The sequence below is a fragment of the Polynucleobacter sp. AP-Nickl1-40-C4 genome (genome assembly GCF_035012665.1).
In the GTDB taxonomy this organism is placed as follows: Bacteria; Pseudomonadota; Gammaproteobacteria; order Burkholderiales; family Burkholderiaceae; genus Polynucleobacter.
The window spans coordinates 99,773-121,247 of record NZ_JAYGQR010000001.1 but is presented as its reverse complement, the minus strand read 5'-3'; the positions used below and the strand labels follow the sequence as shown (position 1 = coordinate 121,247).

Sequence of the window (21,475 nt, the reverse complement as noted above, 5' to 3'; positions counted from 1 at the left end):
TGTCTTTTGTATTTTTAATTGAATGATTATCTTTTAGTCTAACTTGGCGCCAGATTTTTTGACTACCTCACCCCAGCGCACAACTTCTTGATTGATATAGGCAGCCAGTTCAGGACGCGTCATTTTTGGTACGCTTGCGCCCATAGATGCCCAGCGTTCCTTAATATCAGGAGAGGCAAGTGCTATTTGTGTTTCTGCGCTCATCTTGTCAACGATGTCTTTGGGTGTTCCCTTGATTGCCCACAGAGCATACCAACTTGATACAATGAAATTAGAGATCCCTAGTTCTTGAGCGGTTGGCACATTTGGAAACGCATCCACTCTTTTGGAGGTTGCAACCGCAACCGCAATAAGCTGCCCATTCTTAATGAATGGTGCTGCACCTGCCAAGGTATCAAACATCATGTCCACTTGACCGGCGACAAGGTCTTGAAGGGCTGGCCCAGTTCCACGATAAGGAATGTGGGTGATAAATAATTTGTTCTGTAACTTAAATAGCTCACCTGTTAAATGCTGCGAAGTCCCATTGCCTGTAGAGGCGTAGTTATATTTTCCTGGATGCTTACGAATCTCTTCCATGATAGATTTCAAATCATTTTTTGGAAACTTGTTTGGGTTTACAACAATGACATGAGGAACGCTACCAATGATCGCGACTGGCTCAAAATCTTTGGTGATGTCATATGAGAGGTTTGTATACATGCTTGGGGCAATAGAGTGATGCACTGCACCAAGAAGCCAGGTATAGCCGTCCGGCGCCATTTTTGCTGCAACTGCAGCACCCAGGGTTCCACCTGCACCACCTCGGTTATCAACCACGATGGCGTCATTCAGTTGGGTTGAAAGCTGCTTTGCTAAGGGGCGCCCAAAAGCGTCCACAGCCCCACCTGGTGGGAAGGGGTTAATAAAAGTAATTGGCTTGTTGGGGCTTGGCCAAGAGCTGGTTTGGGCGTTTGCTGAGAGTCCAATTAGGCTGCCAATAAGCAATAGAAGGAAATTTCTAATCATTTTTTGTCTCTAGTTTATTTATAGTATTTGTAGGGCTATTTTGGCTGAAGCCGCCAATATAAGAGTTATCCCTGATTTAGGGGGCGATTTTCTATGGTTTTTATAGGGATATACTGATCCAGCTGTCGGTATAAATATTCATTTGTTAATAGGAGACGAGATGTCACAACACGATACATTGTTGGCTGCTTTTGAAACATACAAAGCTGAAAACGAAAAATTCATTGAAAAAGGTATTAAGGCATCTGCTGCTCGCGCACGTAAGGCCTTGCAAGAAATCGCCGGTGCCTGCAAAGAGCGCCGCAAAGAAATCACTGCCGCTAAAGAGGCAATGGAAGCTAAGAAGTAATTCTCACTCCGGACTGATTGATAAGCCTAGCTTTTGCGAGCTAGGCTTTTTTATTAGTGACTTGCACTTACAGTACTTTGCTTAAATAGCAATGCCAAACAAAGTTAGTTTCATTGCTTTGCTACGAATAGGAACGAGCATTTGATATTCGGGGCTATTGGCCCAAGCATGAACGTCTTGCGCGTTGGGAAACTCGAGCTCCACAAAAGATCTGAAGGACGCAATTCCTAATTCATTCCAGAATAATTCTACAACTGAGCCACGGTTCTTGATAGAGCCCTTGTAGAGCTCAACCGTTTGCCCAACTTGAGAACGGTATTGCTCAAAAGCGCTTTGATCCATTAACTCCATCAGCCCAATGACCTTCACCATTATGACTCCTCATATAGATTACCTAATGCTAAGAGAGTATATCCACGCTATAGTTAGGTCATGAATACAGAGCAATTTCAACGGTTACTTGAGCAGGAAGGATTTCCTGAGCCGGTAGAGGTTGAGCAAGCCCCCAATAGTCAGCTTAGTAATCACGAGCATCTATTTGAAGTAAGGGCGCTAGTGATTCAAGGCAGTATCGATATCACTATTCATGGAAAGAATAGGACCTACCAGGCTGGTGATGTGTTTGAGTTGGGATTTAAAGAGGTGCATTCCGAGTCATATGGGCCTGAGGGGGTGAAATACCTAGCCTCTAGAAAACAATAAACAATATTAAGAAATTGAGAGTGATATGAAAATCGGTTTTATTGGACTTGGCAATATGGGCTTACCAATGGCCCTGAACTTATTAAAAGCAGGACACCAAGTTACAGGTTTCGATTTGGTAAAGAATCAGCTTGATGTTTTTGCAGCTGCAGGAGGTAGCGTTGCAGCAAATGCAAACGACACTGCAAAAGATGTCGATGTTTTGATCAGCATGCTGCCCGCCTCTCGTCATGTGGAGGGCTTATATCTTGGTGATGTCGGTTTGTTGGCAAGCGTGAATCCTAAAACATTGCTCATTGATTGCTCAACGATTTCGCCAAAGGTAGCTCAAATAGTTGCCGCTGCCGCCAAAGCAAAAGGCTTTGCCATGATTGATGCGCCAGTCTCGGGCGGAACTGCAGGTGCGCAAGCGGGTACTTTAACGTTTATGGTCGGTGGCGAAACGAGTGCAGTGGAGTGCGCACGTCCTATATTAGAAAAGATGGGCAAGAATATCTTTCATGCTGGCGGCAATGGGGCGGGGCAGACCGTTAAAGTTTGTAACAACATGATGTTGGGCATTCAGATGCTGGGAACAAGTGAGGCGCTGCGATTAGGCATCGCAAATGGCCTAGACCCCAAAGTTCTATCTGACATCATGTCTAAGAGTTCAGGGCGAAACTGGGCTTTGGAGCTTTATAACCCATGTCCAGGCGTCATGGAAAATGTCCCATCCTCAAAAGGTTATGCTGGTGGTTTTGGTGTAGATCTCATGCTCAAAGACATGGGGCTGGCAGTTGAGAATGCGGAAGATCAGGATGCTAGTGTTCCCCTTGGGAAATTAGCGCAACAACTCTATGAGAGTCACAGCAAAGCCGGTAATGGCCAACTGGATTTCTCAAGCGTCTTTAATTTAAAAAAATAAATTAAAGACGCTCCGTAGCCCAGACAGATCAACTCTGGAGGGTCTCAAAATCCTAATTGCAGCTTGGTTTAGCGGTTAAAGCTTCTTTTAGGTGGGCTACTACGCTTGGCAGGAGTCTTCTTCGCTGGAGCTCCAACTGTTCCGGCAGGTCTTGGCTTGCGAGATTGCTGGTGTTGCTGACTACGCAGCTGAATCGGTTGCGCCACGGCATTTGGATCTGGTTCGAATCCAGCAATCACTTCTTGAGGCAACTTTTGCTTAATCAGTTTTTCAATATCTCTGAGCATTTGATGCTCATCAACGCACACCAGGGAAACTGCTACGCCATTTGAACCTGCGCGACCAGTACGCCCAATACGATGGACATAATCTTCAGAAACGTTTGGAAGGTCATAGTTCACTACGTGAGGGAGTTGGTCAATATCAATACCGCGTGCAGCAATATCGGTGGCAACCAATGCGGTTAACTTACCTGCCTTGAAATCAGCTAAGGCTTTAGTACGAGCGGATTGGCTTTTATTGCCATGAATGGCCATACTCGTAATGCCATCCTTTTCTAATTGGGTAACTAACTTATTCGCGCCATGCTTAGTGCGGGTAAAAACTAGTACTTGCTTCCAGTCGTTAGTCTTAATGAGATGGGCTAGCAGGGGATGCTTGTTGGTTCTATCTACTGGATGAATCAATTGGGCAATTGCTTCATTGGCGCTATTGCTACGAGCTACCTCAATCAACTCGGGCGAATTGAGTAAGCCATCTGCTAATTGCTTAATTTCGGTAGAGAATGTTGCTGAGAACAAAAGATTCTGGCGCTTTTTAGGTAAGGCAGCCAAGATCTTTTTAATGTCTCGTAAGAAGCCCATGTCTAACATACGATCGGCTTCATCTAATACGAGAATCTCAATATCGTTGAGTGATACGCAATTTTGTGACATGAGATCAAGCAGTCGACCTGGCGTAGCTACCAATATATCGAGACCGCCAGCAATGGCTTTGATTTGCGGATTAGCGCCAACTCCGCCAAAAATCACAGTGGATTTCAAGCCGGTATATTTTCCATAAGTCACAACAGACTCTTGGACTTGGGCGGCTAACTCGCGAGTGGGAGTCAAAATGAGAACTCGTAATAATCTTTTGCCGCTAGATTTAGGGGTGCTGCTTAAACGTTGCAGAATTGGAAGCGTAAAGCCAGCTGTTTTTCCTGTGCCGGTTTGAGCGGCAGCCAAAAGATCGCCACCTTTTAGGACGGCAGGAATCGATTTTGCTTGAATTGGGGTAGGGCTGGTGTAGCCTTCTTCAGCAATAGCGCGAAGAATGGGTTCTGATAAACCAAGATCTGTAAATAACATAGGGGCCAATAAAGTATTGACCCGTATTCAATTAAACGACTATCCCGGTCAATGGGGTGAGCTGCCACGCTGGAGCGTTTGCAGTAAGAATCTCTATTTTAAGTCATCAACCTCAAAAGCTCGGTAATTAGAGAATTACGCTGGATTCCAGAGATTTGGCACGACAGTATTGGCATAACCGGAGACGAATGACTTTTCTGCACCGGTTTCAGGGTTAAATACCGAGCGATGAATGCGGCCGATATTGCCACCATACACGTGAATGCTGATTGAAGTTTTGTCGTGCAAACTATTCTCGACCACATGAATGTCGTGAGTATCTGGTGATACGGTATCAACGTGCCCGGGCAGGCTGACACATGCATTGCCTGCTTTGAAGCTGGAATCTGCTTGGCGATAGTAGGGTGTGCCCGTTTCTTGACCGCGCAACTGACCAATCATTCCCCAAACGGTGTGATTATGCAAAGGCGTTTTTTGTCCGGGGCCCCACACAAAACTCACTACAGAGAATCGATCCAATGGGTCTGCATAGAGAAGATATTGCTGGTAGTACTGCGGGTGCGGTTTAGTGAACTCTTCTGGCAACCAATCATCCACTGCAATCAGCTTCTCTAATATTTTCTTGCCTTCAGTAAAAACGATCTCTTCACTTGGCTTTTTCTCGAGTAGCAAACTGAGTTCTTGAATAAAGGTCAGTAATTTTCCGTCAGACATTTTTTGCTCCATTACATACATCACTCATCTTGGAATACACAATCAGGCCATGCCTTAGGTTTGAGTGTGTTGGTATCAACGCAAACGATATGCAGCAAGGCGCTCGCAATAATTTGGAATTCTTCGCTGTCATGAAGCTTTCTTTGCGCAGTCTGTTTAACGCTCACCTGGGTGCGGCCGCGATGTTCAATCACTTGGTCTATGTAAAGCAAGTCATCTAGACGCCCTGGTTTATAGAAGTTCATTGTGAGTTCGCGCAACGGCATCACCATATTAAATTCATTCTCGAGTTTGGTAGGGCTTAAGCCTTTTTGAGCAAGCCACTCTGCACGGCTGCGTTCAAAAATCTCTAGATAACGTCCGTGATAGACAAAACCTGCTGCATCTGTATCTGAGTAACAGACTCGATGGGTATAGATAAAGGCGCTGGTATTTAGATTGGTGTTAGAGGTCATCGGTTATTAAATTTATTTTGACAATACAAGAATCATATTACGATGAGCAATACCAGCCTCATCATAGGTGGGCCCCTGTACCTGAAAGCCTAGTTTTTGATAGAAAGGGATGGCGGCTACTTGGGAGTGCAAAACGATAGACTCTGCCCTTTGAGATTTAGCGAGGTCAATCAGCTTTTCCAGGATCTTCCTTCCAATTCTCTGATTTCTAAATTGCGTCAAGACAGCCATACGTCCAATTTGGGATCGCCCGCCACCCAGATCCACCAGTCTTCCAGTGCCAATACAATGTGACTCCAGATAGGCTAGGGCATGAGCGGCAGAAGGGTCGAATTCATCCAATTCAAGCTCGGCTGGGACTCTTTGCTCTAGGATAAAGACCTCTTGGCGCACCCAAAAGGCGTCTACTTCAGCCTCTTTCCACGGTTTTATTAGTATTTCCAAGATGCCCAGTGCCTCCAAGTGCTGTTTCCATCCAATTTACCAAATAAAGGTAAATATGAGCACAGTTCGAAGCTGTACAAAAAGCGCCTCATTACATGGTTACAATGAATTGTGGCTCTGGATTGAGCCCATTCGTAACCTTTTACTCAATTAGGAGTTATCTTGAAGAAATCTTTATTAGCTGGTTTATTTGCTGCAGTTGGCATTACCTTTGCAAGCTCTGTTTTTGCACAGCTTCCTGCAAAGATGTTGCCTTTAGCTGCTGATGTTGTCGTTTTGAGCGCAACCGTTGATTCAGTAGATGCAAAGAAGCGTATCGTTGTATTGAAAGATGCTAACGGCAATTTGGCGCAGATGAACGTCGCTAAGTCAGTAAATGATTTAGATAAAGTTAAAAAGGGCGACGTGTTCTTGGTTGAGCATGCGCAGGCAGTTGCTGTTGGCTTAACTGCTGTTGGTAAAGATCAAAAACCAGGTGTTTCAGGCGTTCGCTCTGTAGTGATCGCTGGCAAAGGCGCTACTAAGCCATTTGAAGAGACAGCTGAAACTGTTTATGCAACTGTAAAGATCTCAACCATTGATCAAAAGACACGTATTGTGAGCTTCACATTGCCAAGTGGCGAGAAGCAAAAAGTAAAAGTAGATCCATCTGTTCTTGGTCTTGAGAAGTTCAAAGCTGGTGATGACGTGATGGTTGAGTTTGTTGACGACACAGCTATTGGTTTCGTAACACCTAAGAAGTAAGTATGAATAAGCAGTAAATAACTGGGCTGTATGCTAGTTGTAAAAAAGCCCGCAGATGCGGGCTTTTTGCTTGATGGGACTAGATTATTTTTTAGCGTTTGGAAAGAAGAGCTGCTCGCCATCAATCTTGTAGCTAGCAATGACGTCCTGCCCATTTTTAGAGATGAGCCAATCAATAAATTCTTGACCCTGTACTTTTTTCACATGAGGGAACTTGGCTGGATTAACCAACATCACACCGTATTGGTTAAATAGCTTTGGATCGCCTTGCACAAGGATGACTAGATCGCCACGATTCTTAAAGCTGAGCCAGGTGCCACGGTCAGCCAATATATAGCCATTCATAGCGGAGGCGGTATTGAGGGCAGGGCCCATACCTGAGCCTGTTTCTTTGTACCAAGACTGACTGGAATAAGGGGTGATGCCTGCACCTTTCCAGTAGCGAAGCTCTGCAGCATGTGTACCGCTTTTATCTGCACGTGATACAAAAGGAGCTTGTGCAGTAGCAATTTTTTGGAGTGCAACTTGAATATCCTTACCACCAGCAATTTTTGCTGGATCTGATTTAGGTCCAATGAGTACGAAATCGTTGTACATCACTTCGTAACGCTTAGTAGAAAAACCTTCTTCCACAAACTTCTCTTCAGCAGGTTTGTCATGAACAAACACCAGATCTGCATCACCGCGGCGGCCAATATCTAATGCTTGACCGGTTCCAACAGCCACAACCTTAACCTCAATACCAGTCTTCATCTTAAAGATGGGGAGCATGTAATTGAACAGGCCAGATTGCTCAGTGGAGGTAGTGGAGGAGACCACAATGCTTTTTTCTTGGGCGAAAGCCTGTGAGCCGTTGAGGGCAATGGCCGTTAGGGTCGCTAGAAGTAGGTTGCGGATTGATTTTTTCATAGGCGTGCACTGAGTAATTTATTAAGGTAATATCATCGCATAATTATTACCACTTGAATATGCAATCAATTACATATGCAAATTGAAGTTAGACCAACCTTAGTATTAAATAATCAAGCCAAAGGCGGGGTCCCTATTGATTTGGTTTGGCTGTCTCAGCTGTTAAGGGATATCGGTCGCGGTAACTCGTTAATTTCAGCAAGTAAAAAATCCAGCACCTCTTATCGAAGCGCCTGGGGCAAGATGAATGATGTGGAAGCTGCGCTTGGCATGCCACTCATTACGAGGACTAAAGGACATGGCTCAAAGTTAACAAAACTCGGCGAGTTTTTAATTGAGTTTATTGATGAGATGCAAGCGGGGTATGTTGAGCATGGAAGCGCATATCAAGATACCTTACTTAAAGAAATTAAAAAGATTCAAAAGACTGATAGTAGAAAATGGAAGTTTCTCTCTAGCAGTGATTCCATCATTCAAAGGGCCGCCGCAGAGATTAAAGGCTTCGATTTGAAGATTGCTGGTTCGGGAGAGTCCCTTGAAAAGCTTCTGAGTAACGAAGCTCATATTGCCGGATACCATGTATCAGATGAGCGAAGCTCAAAGGCTATTCATCATCGCTTGTCAAAAAATGATATTCAAATATATCCTGTCATGAAGCGCACACAAGGCTTGCTGGTGAAAAAAGGAAACCCCCTCCGCATCTCTGCTCTCTATGATTTGGTGAATCCAAAAATTCGCTTTATTAATCGTCAGATCGGCTCTGGCACAAGACTACTACTTGATGGTCTGCTGATAGAGGAGGGTATTGATCCTTCTGAAGTGAATGGCTATCTGCATGAAGAGTTCACTCATTCAGCGGTTGCGAATGCTATTTTGGCCGACAAGGCTGATGTAGGTTTGGGCGTGAAAAATATTGCTATTGAAAATGGTTTGGGGTTTATACCGCTTAAAGATGAGTTATTTTTCATCGCCATGCATAGGGAGATGGTTGCTCAATCAGAGACCTCCAAATTAATCAGGAAGATAAGAAGCTATTCGGGAGATACGCCTGGATATAAGGCTGTAGGCCTTAATCGACAAATTGAGGGTTGGTTGTAACGTAAAGAAGTAGCTACTGTGTAGTAAATATAACTATAAATAGGAGGCAACATGTTTCATCTATTAGATAAAGAAAGAACGATTGCAGGGCCAGGCTTTAATCGCTGGCTTGTGCCACCGGCGGCGTTAGCTATTCACCTGTGTATTGGTATGGCGTATGGCTTCTCAGTGTTCTGGTTACCGCTATCTAAGGCATTGGGTGTTTCACTAGGCGGTACTGAGGCAATTAAATGTGCTGCCGATGTTGGCTTCTTTGCGCAACTTTTCACAACTACTTGTGACTGGCAAATTTCGACCTTAGGTTGGATGTATACATTATTTTTCGTGTTCCTTGGTATCTCTGCTGCTATTTGGGGCGGCTGGTTAGAGCGCGCGGGTCCACGCAAAGCGGGTATTGTAGCGGCTTGTTGTTGGGCTGGTGGCATGCTCTTTTCTGCCTGGGGTATTTATCTCCATCAATTCTGGATGATGATTCTCGGCTCAGGTGTGATTGGAGGTATCGGCTTGGGGCTGGGCTACATCTCACCAGTTTCAACCTTGATTAAGTGGTTCCCAGACCGTCGCGGAATGGCAACTGGCATGGCCATTATGGGCTTTGGCGGTGGCGCAATGATTGGCTCACCATTGGCCGCAATGCTCATGAAGAACTTTGCAACGCCTACTAGTGTCGGTGTGGCACAAACATTCGTGGTGATGGGTGTGATCTATTTCATCTACATGATGATTGGCGCAATGAGCTATCGCGTGCCGGCGAGCGATTGGAAGCCTGCTGGTTGGACACCTCCTGTTGCTGATACATCTAAGGCGATGATCACTACACGCAGCGTTAGTGTTAAGAAAATCTGGGGTATTCCTCAATTTTGGTTGGTTTGGATTGTGCTAACTATGAACGTTTCTGCTGGCATTGGTGTGATTGGCATGGCATCTCCAATGCTCCAAGAAATTTTTGCTGGTAGCTTAATTGGTAATGCATTGAAATTTGGCGAGCTCGATAAGGGTCAGTTAGTAGCGATTGCTGGTATTGCCGCTGGCTTTACTGCGCTGCTGAGCTTGTTTAATATTGTCGGCCGTTTCTTCTGGGCCAGCTTGTCAGATAAGTTGGGTCGTAAATTAACTTACAGCATATTTTTCATATTAGGTGGGGTGTTGTATTTCAGCATTCCCTCTAGTGCTGCTGCAGGTAGTTTGGTTCTCTTCGTTGGTGCCTTCTGCATTATCTTAAGTATGTATGGTGGAGCCTTTGCTACTGTCCCTGCTTATCTTGCTGACTTGTTTGGTACTCAAAACGTAGGCGCAATTCATGGTCGATTGTTAACTGCTTGGTCTACAGCAGGTATCCTGGGTCCAGTGATTGTGAACTACATGCGTGACTATCAACTAAGTCTTGGAATTGCGAAGAGTCAGGTGTACAACCAGACGATGTACATCCTTGTAGGTATGTTAGTTATCGGCTTGATTGCTAATTTGATGATTCGCCCAGTTGCAGATAAGTGGTTTATGACTGATGCTGAATTAGCAGAAGAAAAGCGTCTTGCCCATGAAAAGGCAATGGGATCGATTGTTAAAGGGGAAGCTGGCCATGAGCATACCTCTACTTTGACAGTCATTTTGGCGTGGGCATTTGTAGGCATACCACTTGCTTGGGGTGTCTATAAAACCTTCTTAAGCGCTTTAAAGTTGCTTGGTTGATCAGGTTTCTAAGCATCGATAACCACCCTTCGGGGTGGTTTTTTATTTCTATCCGCTAGAATTAACTCAATCATGTTTATTCGCCCGATTTCCCTATTCGCATCGCTGCTTTTATTTACCAATCTTGCCTTTGCGCAGACCTCAACTGTTGCCGTTGCTGCCAATATGAAAGATGCTTTTAACGAGATTATGGTTGCCTTTAAGGCTAGCGGTAAAGCAGAGATGAGAGTGGTCTATGGCTCATCCGGTAACTTCGCGGCGCAAATCATGAACGGCGCTCCATTCAATCTTTTTATTGCGGCAGATGAGCATTTTCCGTTGGAGCTATTTAAGAATGGTAAGACGGTAGATGAGGGCGCTACATATGCGATTGGTAAGCTTGCCTTAATTGCCAAAACCTCATCTGGGATTCGTTTGGCTGACAGCAAGACAGAAATTGCTCGGGCAATTGCACAAACAAACAAAGTGGCAATTGCTAAGCCAGAGCTCGCTCCTTATGGTAAAGCTGCGGTTGATTATCTCAAGGCAGAAGGCCTATGGGATCTGGCTAAAGACAAGCTTGTCTATGGAGACAACATTGGCGTAGCTACAACATATGTGGTGAGCGGTGCGGCAGATATTGGTTTTACTGCCTTATCTTTGGCCAAATCTCCAGAGGTCGCAAAAGAAACTAGCCTCCTTTTGGTCGACGCTAAGTTATACGAGCCCATTAAGCAGCGCATGGTGCTAATAAAAGGTGCGCCCCAAGAATCAGTGGATATGTATCGCTTTATGCAGGGACCCCAAGCCAAATCCATTTTGCAAAGGTATGGATACATCACACCTTAGTAGCTAATTACTTGGGTGCTCTCATGTACTTCAGCATCTCTTGTAAAGCTTCTTGCGGCGACTTCTCTAGTTGCTCTACTACTGCGTCATAGTCTTCGGCCGGCCGGTTCTGGCTTAGCTTAAATTTACCCACCAAACTACCGACCTCAATCTCGATGCCAATGATGGCCTTGAGCATCATTTGCACGTATTCTTCTGGGGCGTCGTCTAACTTCCAGTTAGATTGATAGGTTGGTTCGTGAATGTTGGTCATTTGCGATACATGACTTCTTAGCCACTGTGCATCCTCAATCAACTTAATGCTACCTTCTGCATGAACCGCAGCATAGTTCCATGTAGGCACCACTTTCCCACTCTCTTGTTTTGATGGATACCAAGATGGGGTTACATACGCATTCGGTCCATTAAAGATCGCTGTAACTGATGTGTTGCTGCTGCTCGCCACCCTAACAAGCGGATTCATTTTGGCGACATGTCCATAAAGCTTGGTTTTATCTGGGCTCAACATGAGGGGTAGGTGATTGATTTCAAAATGGCTATCCAGATTCGCAACAATAGTCGCCAATGGATATTCAGAAATCAGCTGGGCTAATACCGCTTGATCTTCAACTAAAAAATGTTTTGGTATGTACATAAGAGGCTAGGCAGAATGGGTAAAAGGTTGTATTTAATAAGAACATAGCAGAGATTGAGCCCTTGTTCTTAAAATTCGTACTCCACCTGCATTCTGATGGTGTTTTTTGGTGATGCCGTGGTAGTTCCCCAAAGGTAGGCTACGTTGTATTTCAAGGCTTCCTTGCGGCCCAGTTTAGTTTTTCCAAAAATGGCTGGCCCCGCACTAGATTGTTGTTGTTCATTGGTGTTCCAGCTATTGACCTGTCCTAGCCAAGAGTAAATCTGAGCTCCAAGCTCCAGCTCTGGTTGAAGGCGGTACTTCACCTGGCCCTGGTAGCCGAAATAGGTCCCCTGATTTTCGGTGCCAGTGTAATGTCCTTGCATCAAGACGTTGAGATTGGCGACCCACTTTTTCCATTCACTTTGAAATAAGAAACCGTATTTCGCTTCATATCCTTCATTGCGATTTTGAGGGCGCTCTAGCTCAATTAGAAAGCCGACATCAACTGGGTATTTTCCAGTTTCAGTCAGTTGAAATTTATTCTCCCATTCCACTGCATCAAATTGAGAGTTGGTGCCATCCCAAATAGCTTTTCCATAAATCTCAGTGAACCACCAGGAGTTCACGCCATACCCGAAACCAATAGAAGCGCCTGATTGTCTATTGTCTTCACCGCTTCTGGGAGTCTGGGTTCCAAACTTCGTGTCTATCTCTCTTTCACCTTCTTCCACTCTTGGGGTGTAGATGTAATCTGCTGGCCCGCTTAAGTATTCACCAGCATGAACCAAGGGGCTTGCAGAGAGAAGGGCCAGGCAACACAAGCCTTGCATTAAATTGTTTCTCATCATCATTTAACCCTCACCACACCTTGAGCAGTTTCCGGACTAAATTCGCCTTCAAATTTATAGACACCAGGACTTAAGGGTCCGATGTAGAAAGAGGCTTTGCTTTTGGCTTTGATTAATACCTCTCTGTTGAGGTCGTAGCTTTCAAATTCCTCTGGAGTGTCATCCAGGTTTTCAATCGTGAGTTTTACTTTGGTATCGGCGGGGATATCAATCTCTGATGGTAAAAATCGCCCATTTTTAATTGAAATCTGGATATCGTTGCTTGCTCCATAGGCAATATTTGTCAAATTTAACAACAAGAAAATGCTGATAAGTAACTGTTTTGTATAAGTATTTTTCATAAATGAGAACCATTCTCAAGTATAAGGTATATAATGAGAATCGTTCCTATTTATTGATAAAAGTGACAATCCTCCATGCATTTGGACCAGGTTGATTTGGAAGTTCTTTACCGAGTGAGCGCGGTTAACGCGCCTAAGGGTGCCCCTCAAATTAAAGGGCAGCTAGAAGATATTGGATTTTTACCTGGTGAACAGGTGACTCTTCTGCGCAAAGGTTTGCTTGGTAAAGGTCCATATATGGTTCGCGTCGGAGCTTCCACATTCGCATTGCGTCAAGCCGAAGCTCGCATGATCACGGTCGATGCTATTTCACATGCCTGAATCTAAAGTTCACTTTTTCTCGAGTGAGCCACTCGTAGCTTTATTGGGTAATCCCAATTGTGGAAAAACGGCATTATTCAATTTGCTGACTGGCAGTCGTCAAAAGGTGGCGAACTATTCAGGCGTTACTGTTGAGCGCAAAGAAGGGCGCCTATCGCTCGAGTCCGGAAAAAATATTCGCATACTGGATTTGCCTGGCGCTTATAGCTTGTATCCAAGATCCTTAGATGAGCGTGTGACCTGCAACGTATTGCTTGGTCGAGCTGAAGGTGAAAAACGTCCTGACCTGGTGATTTGCGTATTGAGCGCCATGAATTTGCGTCGTAACTTGCGTTTAGTACTTGCTGCAAAGCGCTTGGGGCTGCCTTGTATCGTAGTACTCAATATGCTTGATATTGCTAAGCGTCAAGGCCTGCATATAGACACTGCCGCACTTTCAAGTGAATTGGGTTTGCCGGTGCTCACTAGTATTGGCATTCAGTCTGATGGCGCTGATGAAATCAAGCAGTTCTTATCGAATCTGGACTGGCGTAATCTCAATGGATTGCGCACAGGTACTAGTGATGCGACCCTAGAGAATGTTGCCTCTCATATTGCCCATACTGAATCTGACAATATTCAAGTTCAACGAATTCTGCAAAACCTCAAGCTAGATCAAATCATTCCCGATCAATTGAGCGATCGTTTAGATGCGGTATTACTCCATCCAGTTTTTGGCCCCATCATTTTGGTGGCCTTACTCTTTTGTATTTTTCAGGCTGTGTTCAGTTGGGCTACGGTACCCATGGACCTGATTAAATCCGCAGTAGACTTTCTGGGTGATCAGATCGTCGAAGTATTGCCCAATGGATGGATACGTAGTCTATTGATCAATGGAATCTTGGCAGGTTTAGGTGGCGTGGTGATTTTCTTGCCGCAAATTCTGATTTTGTTCTTCTTTATTCTTTTGCTAGAAGAGTCGGGCTATCTTCCAAGGGCTGCTTATTTGCTAGATAGAGTGATGGGTTCTGTCGGCTTATCAGGCAGATCATTCATTCCACTTCTCTCCAGTTTTGCCTGTGCCATCCCCGGAATTATGGCCACCAGAAGCATCTCTAATGCGCGTGATCGCATGGTGACGATTCTGATTGCACCCATGATGACTTGTTCTGCACGTCTACCGGTATATGCCTTATTGATATCAGCATTCATTCCAGAGCAAAAGCTATGGGCGGGCATTGATTTACAAGGCCTAGTTTTATTCTTGCTTTATCTCGCTGGAATTTTGGGGGCGATGGCAGTAGCCTGGATTCTGAAGCGCTTTACGAGTGAGCAATTTAGGATGAACGCGCTCATGATGGAGTTGCCAAGCTATCACTTGCCTCGCTTAGGCAATCTAGCTATTAGCTTGTGGCAAAGAGCAGAAATCTTTTTGCGCCGTGTTGGCGGAATTATTTTGCTGATGACTATTGGTTTGTGGGTGTTATCTAGCTTTCCATTCCCGCCCGAGGGCGCAACAGGATCACCGATTCAATACAGCTTTGCTGGAATGATGGGGCAGGCCTTAGCGCATGTGTTTTCACCAATTGGATTTAACTGGCAGATCAGTATTGCTCTAGTGCCAGGTATGGCAGCCCGTGAAGTTGTGGTTAGCTCACTGGCAACGGTTTATGCGCTATCTAGCTCGAGTGTCGACGCAGCTGATGCGCTGATTCCCTTAATCTCCAATGGCTGGTCCTTAGCCACAGCTTTATCTCTATTGGCCTGGTTTGTATTTGCCCCTCAATGTTTGTCCACCATTGCTGCAGTAAAGCGCGAGACGGGTGGCTGGAAGATTCCGATCATCATGCTGAGCTACTTATTTACCTTGGCCTATATCGCCTCCTTTATTACCTATCACTTAGCTATTTATCTAGGTCTAGGTTAAGCCTGCTGACATCTATATTTGCTGCGGCACCGCATAAAAGGGTGCGGTAGTATTCTTGTTGTAGTTAAAAAATAGATAACAAAACAAGGAGATATAGATGAGTTCACGTCGCCAATTTATGAAGACTGCTTCAGCTGCTGGGGCCGGTTTAGTAGCTGCCTCTACTATGGGTGTAATGAAAGAGGCTTCAGCACATCCCACCTCAGTATGGGGAGGGGAGGTTTACACCGGTCCACGTGAAATGGTCAAAAACAGCAAAATTCTCTCGATCCAAAATGCGGATGGAACAGAAACCTTGGGTGTAGTTACCCCAAAAGGTGTTATCGATATTCGTGCCGTAGCTAAAAAAATGAAGATTGCAGCACCGACTACCTTGGATCAATTATTGCAAGAGGGTAATGCTGCGGGATTTAATAAGGTAGTAGCAAGCGCTGATAAATCTGGCGTGCCTTATTTAAAAGAATCGGACATTACTTTCGGGCGCCTGTTTAAAAACCCTGGAAAGATTGTTTGCGTTGGCTTAAATTACCGTGCGCATGCGGATGAGGTTGGTATGGCTCGCCCACGAGTACCGCCGCTATTCAATAAGTACAACAATAGTCTTACGGCTCACAACTGTTTATTGCAAATTCCACCGCCATCGGTTTCTTATAAACTAGATTATGAAACTGAGTTGTTGATTGTTGTCGGCAAGCAGATGCGCAATGTTCCTGAATCGGCTGCTTTGGATTATGTGGCAGGTTATTGCACCTCAAATGATTTCTCATCACGTGATTTGCAACTGGAATTGCCAAGTGGGCAATGGATGATTGGTAAGACCTTGGACCAATACGCACCAATTGGACCTTACTTTGTTACTTCTGACTTAGTGGGTGACCCTAATAAGCTTGACGTAAAGACTTGGGTGAATGGTGAGTTGCGTCAGAACTCAAATACTTCCGACTTTATTCACAATACCCAAAAAATGTTGTCTTACATCAGCACTTACTGGACATTAGAGCCGGGAGATATTGTTTTCACTGGTACACCGCAAGGCGTTATTGCTGGTATGCCAAAGGACAAGCAGGTATGGCTGAAGAAGGGCGATAAGATCGTAAGTTCAGTAGAAAAACTTGGAGATTTAAAGTTCACGTTGGCTTGATCACTCTAGAGTTTGTTTATCAAAAGAAAAGCTACCCTAGGGTAGCTTTTCTTATCAGTGGTTAGAAAGTTTCTTAAACACTTAATCTGCTTTACTCGGCAATAAAAGTATTCTCAAGCTTTCCAATACCACCCATCTCAACGACTACAACATCGCCGTTCACTAAGTACTTAGGAGGTTTAAAGCCGATGCCAACGCCGACTGGAGTTCCGGTAGCGATCAAGTCTCCTGGGTAAAGGGTGATGCCTGCAGAGACCGTAGCGATCATATTGGGGATGTCAAAAATCAGATCTTTAGTATTGGAGTTTTGGCGTAATTCACCATTGACCCAGCACTTGACTGGGATGTTTTCGGCATCGACTTCATCTGCTGTAACGACCCAAGGACCCATAGGGCAGAAGGTATCAAAGCTTTTTCCTAAAAACCATTGCTTATGTCTTTGCTGCCAATCACGCGCAGTCACATCATTGATAGCGGTATAACCCCAGACGTGCTTCATAGCATCTGCTTCGCTAATGCCTTTGCCGCCTTTGCCTATAACAATAGTGAGCTCCGCTTCGTAATCAATGCAGGTGGATACGGCAGTGGGGATGATGACGTTAGTATTGGGTCCGGTTACACACTCGGGCGGCTTCGTGAAAAAGATTGCGTGGCTTGGAATATCCTCACCTGGTTTAGCGCTGCTATCAAATCCGCTGTTGGAAAATTCTTTAGCGTGCTCATGATAATTTTTACCTACGCAGAAAATATTGCGACGCGGTCTAGGTACTGGAGCGAGTAGGCGGATGTCGCTAAACGCATGCGTGGAAGTAGGTTCTGGGAGCTTGCCTGCGAGGTCAGATTTGAGAATGGCAACAATGCCATCTTCACTAACGTCAACGCCTAAATCGAGCTCTTGAACTGTCGTGCCATCAGCAGACACAATTCCAACGCGAGTTTTGGTAGGCTCTTTGGCTAAAACAAATGCGGCATATCTCATGATTACTGTCTCCGGCTGGGGTTTTGTCTACGTTAACCCCTGTTTATTGTGATGAATCTTGTAGTAGGATAAAGAGCATAAATAATAACTAATTTACGTATTTGAGACAAAAAATGAGACAAAAATATTCATTTGCTACTGCCTTAGCCTTTTTATGTGCTTGCTTGGCCTCTCAGTGGGTCATTGCTCAAGCACCAGAAGCCTGGCCTACAAAGCCCATGAGTATGGTTGTGCCATTTCCGCCGGGTGGCGTTGCTGATACTGTCGGTAGACCGGTTGCAGAGGCACTTTCTCGTAGCTTGGGTCAACCGGTGATTGTAGAAAATAAAGCTGGGGCTGGTGGTGGCATTGGCATGGCAGCAGTAGCCAGAGCAAAGCCTGATGGCTACACGATTTTGATGGCCTTATCGTCCATTTCAATTATTCCAGAGGCAGATAAAGTGGTGGGAAGAGAGCAGTCTTTTCAACTCAATCAACTTAAGCCGATCGCACGCTTTACAGCGGACCCAACGGTTTTGGTAGTGAGGGCGGACAGCCCATGGAAAGATTACAAATCTTTTGTGGCAGCAATGCGAGCCAATCCCGGTAAATATAATTTTGGATCGTCGGGTAATTACGGCACGATGCATGTACCAATGGAGATGCTCAAGTCTTCAGAAAAGTTCTACATGGTTCATATTCCGTATACAGGTGCAGGACCAGCGATTGTGGGTTTATTGGGCGGCCAAGTAGATGCGATCGCTACTGGACCTTCTTCCATTGTTCAGCAAATTAAGGCGGGCAAAGTACGTGCATTGGCCCATTGGGGTGATGGCAGATTAGCTAGCATGCCCGAGGTACCTAGCTTTAAAGAGATGGGCGTTAAGGTTGAGTTCTCTCAGTGGGCTGGTTTATTTGTGCCCAGCGCAACTCCTGAATACATCACCAATAAGCTCCGTGAGGCTGCTAAACAAGCTGCGAATGATGAGCGGGTACGCACAGTGATCAATGGAGCTGGAAGTCCAATTCAATATATGGATGCGCCTGAATTTAAGACCTACTGGGATAAGGAATCTACTCAGATGGGCGAGGTTGTGAGAAAAATTGGCAAAGTTGAATAATGAAAAAACAATTCCTTTCTTCTTTTCTGATTCTGCTTTTTTCCCAAGCGCATGCCGCAACTGTCCAGGAGCAGATGGATCAAAATCCAGCAGTGAAAACAGCGATTGAAGAGCTTGTTCTTGCGAATCATATTTTGTATGACCAAAATGCTGTAGATGGCTATGGTCACATTAGTGTTCGTAACCCTGCCAATCCTAATACCTTCTTTCTCGCAAGAAGTGTTGCGCCATCCGTTGTCAAAGTTGAAGATATCATGGAATTTGATATGAATGGCAAAGCTTTAAACGGCGATACACGAGTGGCTTATGGTGAACGCTTTATTCATAGCGGCATTCTGAAAAATCGCCCCGATATTAATTCGGTTATTCACGGTCATGCTGCACCTATCCTGCCATACGGCTTAACAGGCACAACACTCAAGCCCGTCTATCACATGAGTGCCTTTTTGGGTGAGGGTGCACCGGTTTTCGAAATCCGAAATTTTGCTAAGCCGAATCCCGATACGGACATGTTTGTTAGCAATGGAGACTTGGGTGATGCTTTATCCAAAACTATGGGTTTGCAATATTTTGTTTTGATGCGCGGCCACGGATATGCTGCGGGAGCGGACTCCATTAAGAAAGCAGTCTTTAGGACGATATACGCCATTCAGAACGCAAGCATTCAGTCTGAAGCAATGAAGATGGGGCAGGTGCAGTACCTTAGTCCTGGTGAGGCCATCGCTTCGCAGGAAACGATTGAGAAAACCATTGAACGCCCATGGCAGCTATGGAGTGAGCGCGTCAAAAAACCCTAATTCTTGTTAAACTCACGCATCATGCAGATGCTAGCCCGCCCCTTCAAGACAGCACTTATCCAGGGGCTGCTGTTAACTGTATTAACCCTCTCGCCATCTGTCAGTATGGCGGTCCTGCAGGATGAAATTCAGGTCTACGATGACGAAATTAATGCCAAGGGTGAAGCTAGTCTAGAGGTGCATTTAAACAGTACTCCCCGAGGCATTCAAAATCCCTCCTATCCAGGAGAGGTGATGAATAACAATGGTGTGCGGGTTACTCCAGAGTTTGCTTATGGCTTAGGCCACGATCTAGAGGCTGGCCTATACATCTCTTATGTGAACTATGACAACAAGTTTCAATATGCGGCGACTAAGGTCCGCATGAAATGGCTACCAATACGCGAAGACAAAGGAGATTCTTTCTTTGCAGGTGCAAACCTAGAGTTAGCTAACGTACAACCGCAGTTTGAGGAATCTCGATACAACAGTGAAATGCGTTTCATTGTCGGCAAGCATTTTGATGAGTGGCTTTTCTCATTTAATCCGGTTGTAGATATGCCGCTCTCGCAACCCTACGTAAATCAGTCGCCTTATTTTTCCACGGCAACTCGTTTATCTAGAGAGGTGACACCTGAGTTAGCGCTTGGGGTAGAGTATTACTCCAACCTGAATCAACTTGGTCAGCCCATCAACTACCAAAATACCCAACAATTGGGATTCTTGATGATGTACTACGAAGGCAAACCACTTTCTTTTCAGGCTGGGGTAGGTAAGGGCTTCTCTAACAGCACGGATTCGTTAACGCTTAAAGCGATTTTTTCCATTCCATTAAATTAACGCGATTAGCCTTAATCAGGCTTAATGTTGGCGTCCTTAATAACTTTGCTCCACATAGTCATTTCATGTGAAATTCGCTTGCTAGAATCTGCGGGCGAGAGATAGTTCACATACACACCTGCCGCCAACATACGTTCTTGCACTTCAGGGCGCTGCAAAATAACCTTGATATCCGCACTGAGTTTATCGATGATGGGCTTAGGAGTTCCTGCTGGAGCCAAAATACCAAACATGCTCACCACATCAAAGTTGGGTAAGCCTGTGGCTTCGGTCACCGTTGGTACATCTGGCAATTGGCTAATGCGTTTTGCGGTTGTCACAGCTAAAGGCCTTAACTGACCGGCTTGAATAAATTGCAGAGCTGCTGGAACTGTTTCAGACATCGTAAGCACTTGACCGCCCACTAGATCAGTCATAGCGGGGCCACTACCTTTATAGGGTACATGCAATAAATCTAAGCCCAGTTGATAGCGAAACATTTCCATCGCAAGACGTTGTGGCGCACCAGCTCCAGATGATGCGAACGTGAGCTTGCCTGGGTTGGCTTTTGCGTAGGCAATGAACTCTTTCATATTCTTTACGGGGACTGAAGGGTTCACTACAAACACCAGAGGTACCACTCCCACCACGTCAACTGGTGTGAAATCTTTTTCGAGGTTGTATCGAATCCTATCTTTATCAAGATTTGCGTTGATAGAGTGTGAAGTGAGAGCCCCCATTAAGAGCGTATAGCCATCAGCAGGGGACTTGGCAACCATATCCGCACCAATATTGCCGCTATCGCCTGCGCGATTATCGGGAACTACCTGCTGGTTTAGTGACTTGGAGAGCTCTTGCGCTATGATGCGACCAATCACATCAGTAGCACCACCTGGTGGGTATGGAATGACTAGCCTAATAGGTTTGTCGGGATAGTTTTTAATAGCAGAGCTATTGGTTTGCGCCAATAGTGGAGTGGTGATCAGGCTACTGCAAAGGAGTAGGCCAAAGCCTCTAATTAGATGTTGTCTCATTTTGTATTTTTAATGGCGGGTTGAGTCACGATTTTCTATTATCTACAGATTAAAAATTCATGCGCTGCGTCAATGAACTGCAAATTTCCCTTATTACAATGAAGAAATGAACCTTGAGTCCCATCAAATCGAGATTATTGGATATTGCGCCGCATTCTTGACTACTATTGCCTTTTTGCCGCAGGCGATACAGTCTTGGCGCACCAAAGACCTATCGGGTATCTCCCTCGGGATGTACTCCTTATTTACTGCGGGGGTGGGTTTGTGGCTGGTTTATGGCCTCATTATTGAAAAGTGGCCCCTCATTTTGGCCAATGCTCTCACCTTTGCCTTGGCGCTCAGCATCTTATTGTTGAAATTGCGTCATACTTCTAAATATCAGAAATAAAGCACTCATTCAT

At 45.1% G+C, this 21,475-nt stretch carries 26 protein-coding genes; 14 read left to right on the top strand and 12 right to left on the bottom strand.

Annotated elements, in window-relative coordinates; genetic code table 11:
- Positions 1–33: 33 nt before the first annotated feature.
- Positions 34–1,008, bottom strand: a complete 975-nt coding sequence (locus VC182_RS00510; RefSeq protein WP_215321786.1) for a Bug family tripartite tricarboxylate transporter substrate binding protein — start codon at positions 1,006–1,008, stop codon at positions 34–36.
- Between the two features lie 160 nt (positions 1,009–1,168).
- On the opposite strand from VC182_RS00510, the gene VC182_RS00505 reads away from it, so the two are divergent.
- Complete coding sequence (locus VC182_RS00505; protein ID WP_028819023.1) at positions 1,169–1,357, top strand: hypothetical protein; 189 nt, start codon at positions 1,169–1,171, stop codon at positions 1,355–1,357.
- A gap of 81 nt (positions 1,358–1,438) precedes the next feature.
- On the opposite strand, the gene VC182_RS00500 is transcribed toward VC182_RS00505, so the two are convergent.
- Positions 1,439–1,729, bottom strand: a complete 291-nt coding sequence (locus tag VC182_RS00500; protein WP_323484176.1) for a DUF1330 domain-containing protein — start codon at positions 1,727–1,729, stop codon at positions 1,439–1,441.
- 60 nt (positions 1,730–1,789) lie between these two features.
- Here VC182_RS00500 and VC182_RS00495 point away from each other — a divergent pair, with 60 nt between their 5' ends.
- Positions 1,790–2,059, top strand: coding sequence for a cupin (locus VC182_RS00495; protein ID WP_323484175.1), 270 nt, complete (start codon positions 1,790–1,792; stop codon positions 2,057–2,059).
- Between the two features lie 25 nt (positions 2,060–2,084).
- Complete coding sequence (gene mmsB / locus VC182_RS00490) at positions 2,085–2,963, top strand: 3-hydroxyisobutyrate dehydrogenase (RefSeq protein WP_323484174.1); 879 nt, start codon at positions 2,085–2,087, stop codon at positions 2,961–2,963.
- Positions 2,964–3,031: 68 nt separating this feature from the next.
- On the opposite strand, the gene VC182_RS00485 is transcribed toward mmsB, so the two are convergent.
- From VC182_RS00485 to VC182_RS00470, 4 genes are all read right to left on the bottom strand, one after another.
- On the bottom strand, positions 3,032–4,312 hold the full coding sequence (locus VC182_RS00485) for a DEAD/DEAH box helicase (RefSeq protein ID WP_216157105.1): 1,281 nt from the start codon (positions 4,310–4,312) through the stop codon (positions 3,032–3,034).
- 135 nt (positions 4,313–4,447) lie between these two features.
- On the bottom strand, positions 4,448–5,026 hold the full coding sequence (locus VC182_RS00480; protein WP_215321790.1) for a hypothetical protein: 579 nt from the start codon (positions 5,024–5,026) through the stop codon (positions 4,448–4,450).
- A gap of 20 nt (positions 5,027–5,046) precedes the next feature.
- The gene (locus tag VC182_RS00475; protein ID WP_215321791.1) at positions 5,047–5,481 is read right to left on the bottom strand and encodes a YbgC/FadM family acyl-CoA thioesterase; all 435 of its coding nucleotides are present in this window, start codon (positions 5,479–5,481) and stop codon (positions 5,047–5,049) included.
- 12 nt (positions 5,482–5,493) lie between these two features.
- A complete protein-coding gene (locus VC182_RS00470) occupies positions 5,494–5,925 on the bottom strand; it encodes a GNAT family N-acetyltransferase (RefSeq protein WP_323484173.1) in 432 nt (143 codons plus the stop codon).
- Between the two features lie 162 nt (positions 5,926–6,087).
- Between VC182_RS00470 and VC182_RS00465 the strand changes: the two genes are divergently transcribed.
- A complete protein-coding gene (locus VC182_RS00465) occupies positions 6,088–6,669 on the top strand; it encodes a hypothetical protein (protein WP_323484172.1) in 582 nt (193 codons plus the stop codon).
- 84 nt (positions 6,670–6,753) lie between these two features.
- Here the strand turns inward: VC182_RS00465 and VC182_RS00460 are convergent, their stop codons facing one another.
- On the bottom strand, positions 6,754–7,578 hold the full coding sequence (locus VC182_RS00460) for a substrate-binding domain-containing protein (RefSeq protein WP_323484171.1): 825 nt from the start codon (positions 7,576–7,578) through the stop codon (positions 6,754–6,756).
- Between the two features lie 243 nt (positions 7,579–7,821).
- On the opposite strand from VC182_RS00460, the gene VC182_RS00455 reads away from it, so the two are divergent.
- The 3 genes from VC182_RS00455 to modA all read left to right on the top strand — a co-directional run bounded on the left by VC182_RS00455 (position 7,822) and on the right by modA (position 11,193).
- Complete coding sequence (locus VC182_RS00455) at positions 7,822–8,676, top strand: substrate-binding domain-containing protein (protein WP_323484170.1); 855 nt, start codon at positions 7,822–7,824, stop codon at positions 8,674–8,676.
- 51 nt (positions 8,677–8,727) lie between these two features.
- Positions 8,728–10,365 (top strand): OFA family MFS transporter, encoded by a 1,638-nt coding sequence (locus VC182_RS00450; protein WP_323484169.1) that lies wholly within the window; start codon positions 8,728–8,730, stop codon positions 10,363–10,365.
- A 72-nt stretch (positions 10,366–10,437) separates the two neighbouring features.
- Positions 10,438–11,193: a molybdate ABC transporter substrate-binding protein gene (gene modA, locus VC182_RS00445; protein WP_215321795.1), complete on the top strand. Its 756-nt coding sequence runs from the start codon at positions 10,438–10,440 to the stop codon at positions 11,191–11,193.
- A gap of 7 nt (positions 11,194–11,200) precedes the next feature.
- Here the strand turns inward: modA and VC182_RS00440 are convergent, their stop codons facing one another.
- The 3 genes from VC182_RS00440 to VC182_RS00430 all read right to left on the bottom strand — a co-directional run bounded on the left by VC182_RS00440 (position 11,201) and on the right by VC182_RS00430 (position 12,998).
- Positions 11,201–11,827: an FMN-binding negative transcriptional regulator gene (locus VC182_RS00440; protein WP_216191199.1), complete on the bottom strand. Its 627-nt coding sequence runs from the start codon at positions 11,825–11,827 to the stop codon at positions 11,201–11,203.
- Positions 11,828–11,895: 68 nt separating this feature from the next.
- Positions 11,896–12,540 (bottom strand): hypothetical protein, encoded by a 645-nt coding sequence (locus VC182_RS00435; RefSeq protein ID WP_323484168.1) that lies wholly within the window; start codon positions 12,538–12,540, stop codon positions 11,896–11,898.
- A 116-nt stretch (positions 12,541–12,656) separates the two neighbouring features.
- The gene (locus tag VC182_RS00430) at positions 12,657–12,998 is read right to left on the bottom strand and encodes a cupredoxin domain-containing protein (protein ID WP_072582927.1); all 342 of its coding nucleotides are present in this window, start codon (positions 12,996–12,998) and stop codon (positions 12,657–12,659) included.
- Positions 12,999–13,073: 75 nt separating this feature from the next.
- Here VC182_RS00430 and VC182_RS00425 point away from each other — a divergent pair, with 75 nt between their 5' ends.
- The 3 genes from VC182_RS00425 (at position 13,074) to VC182_RS00415 (ending at position 16,366) form a co-directional block, all read left to right on the top strand.
- Positions 13,074–13,319 carry a FeoA family protein gene (locus VC182_RS00425; protein WP_072582926.1) on the top strand — a complete coding sequence of 82 codons (246 nt, stop codon included), beginning with the start codon at positions 13,074–13,076 and terminating at the stop codon, positions 13,317–13,319.
- Positions 13,312–15,225, top strand: a complete 1,914-nt coding sequence (gene feoB, locus VC182_RS00420; RefSeq protein ID WP_323484167.1) for a ferrous iron transporter B — start codon at positions 13,312–13,314, stop codon at positions 15,223–15,225. The genes VC182_RS00425 and feoB overlap by 8 nt, the downstream gene beginning before the upstream one ends.
- A gap of 97 nt (positions 15,226–15,322) precedes the next feature.
- Complete coding sequence (locus VC182_RS00415) at positions 15,323–16,366, top strand: fumarylacetoacetate hydrolase family protein (protein ID WP_323483409.1); 1,044 nt, start codon at positions 15,323–15,325, stop codon at positions 16,364–16,366.
- A gap of 91 nt (positions 16,367–16,457) precedes the next feature.
- Here VC182_RS00415 and VC182_RS00410 read toward each other — a convergent pair whose 3' ends face one another.
- Positions 16,458–17,345 (bottom strand): fumarylacetoacetate hydrolase family protein, encoded by an 888-nt coding sequence (locus VC182_RS00410; RefSeq protein ID WP_323484166.1) that lies wholly within the window; start codon positions 17,343–17,345, stop codon positions 16,458–16,460.
- 113 nt (positions 17,346–17,458) lie between these two features.
- Here VC182_RS00410 and VC182_RS00405 point away from each other — a divergent pair, with 113 nt between their 5' ends.
- From VC182_RS00405 to VC182_RS00395, 3 genes are read left to right on the top strand one after another with little or no spacing between them, the layout of a single operon-like run.
- Positions 17,459–18,445: a tripartite tricarboxylate transporter substrate binding protein gene (locus VC182_RS00405; RefSeq protein WP_323484165.1), complete on the top strand. Its 987-nt coding sequence runs from the start codon at positions 17,459–17,461 to the stop codon at positions 18,443–18,445.
- Positions 18,445–19,242 carry a class II aldolase/adducin family protein gene (locus VC182_RS00400; RefSeq protein WP_323483943.1) on the top strand — a complete coding sequence of 266 codons (798 nt, stop codon included), beginning with the start codon at positions 18,445–18,447 and terminating at the stop codon, positions 19,240–19,242. The genes VC182_RS00405 and VC182_RS00400 overlap by 1 nt, the downstream gene beginning before the upstream one ends.
- Before the next feature lie 21 nt (positions 19,243–19,263).
- Positions 19,264–20,061: a transporter gene (locus tag VC182_RS00395; RefSeq protein ID WP_072582538.1), complete on the top strand. Its 798-nt coding sequence runs from the start codon at positions 19,264–19,266 to the stop codon at positions 20,059–20,061.
- An 11-nt stretch (positions 20,062–20,072) separates the two neighbouring features.
- Here the strand turns inward: VC182_RS00395 and VC182_RS00390 are convergent, their stop codons facing one another.
- Positions 20,073–21,074 carry a Bug family tripartite tricarboxylate transporter substrate binding protein gene (locus tag VC182_RS00390; protein WP_216242160.1) on the bottom strand — a complete coding sequence of 334 codons (1,002 nt, stop codon included), beginning with the start codon at positions 21,072–21,074 and terminating at the stop codon, positions 20,073–20,075.
- Positions 21,075–21,180: 106 nt separating this feature from the next.
- On the opposite strand from VC182_RS00390, the gene VC182_RS00385 reads away from it, so the two are divergent.
- Positions 21,181–21,462: a SemiSWEET transporter gene (locus tag VC182_RS00385; RefSeq protein WP_216121897.1), complete on the top strand. Its 282-nt coding sequence runs from the start codon at positions 21,181–21,183 to the stop codon at positions 21,460–21,462.
- The last annotated feature ends 13 nt before the right edge of the window (positions 21,463–21,475 follow it).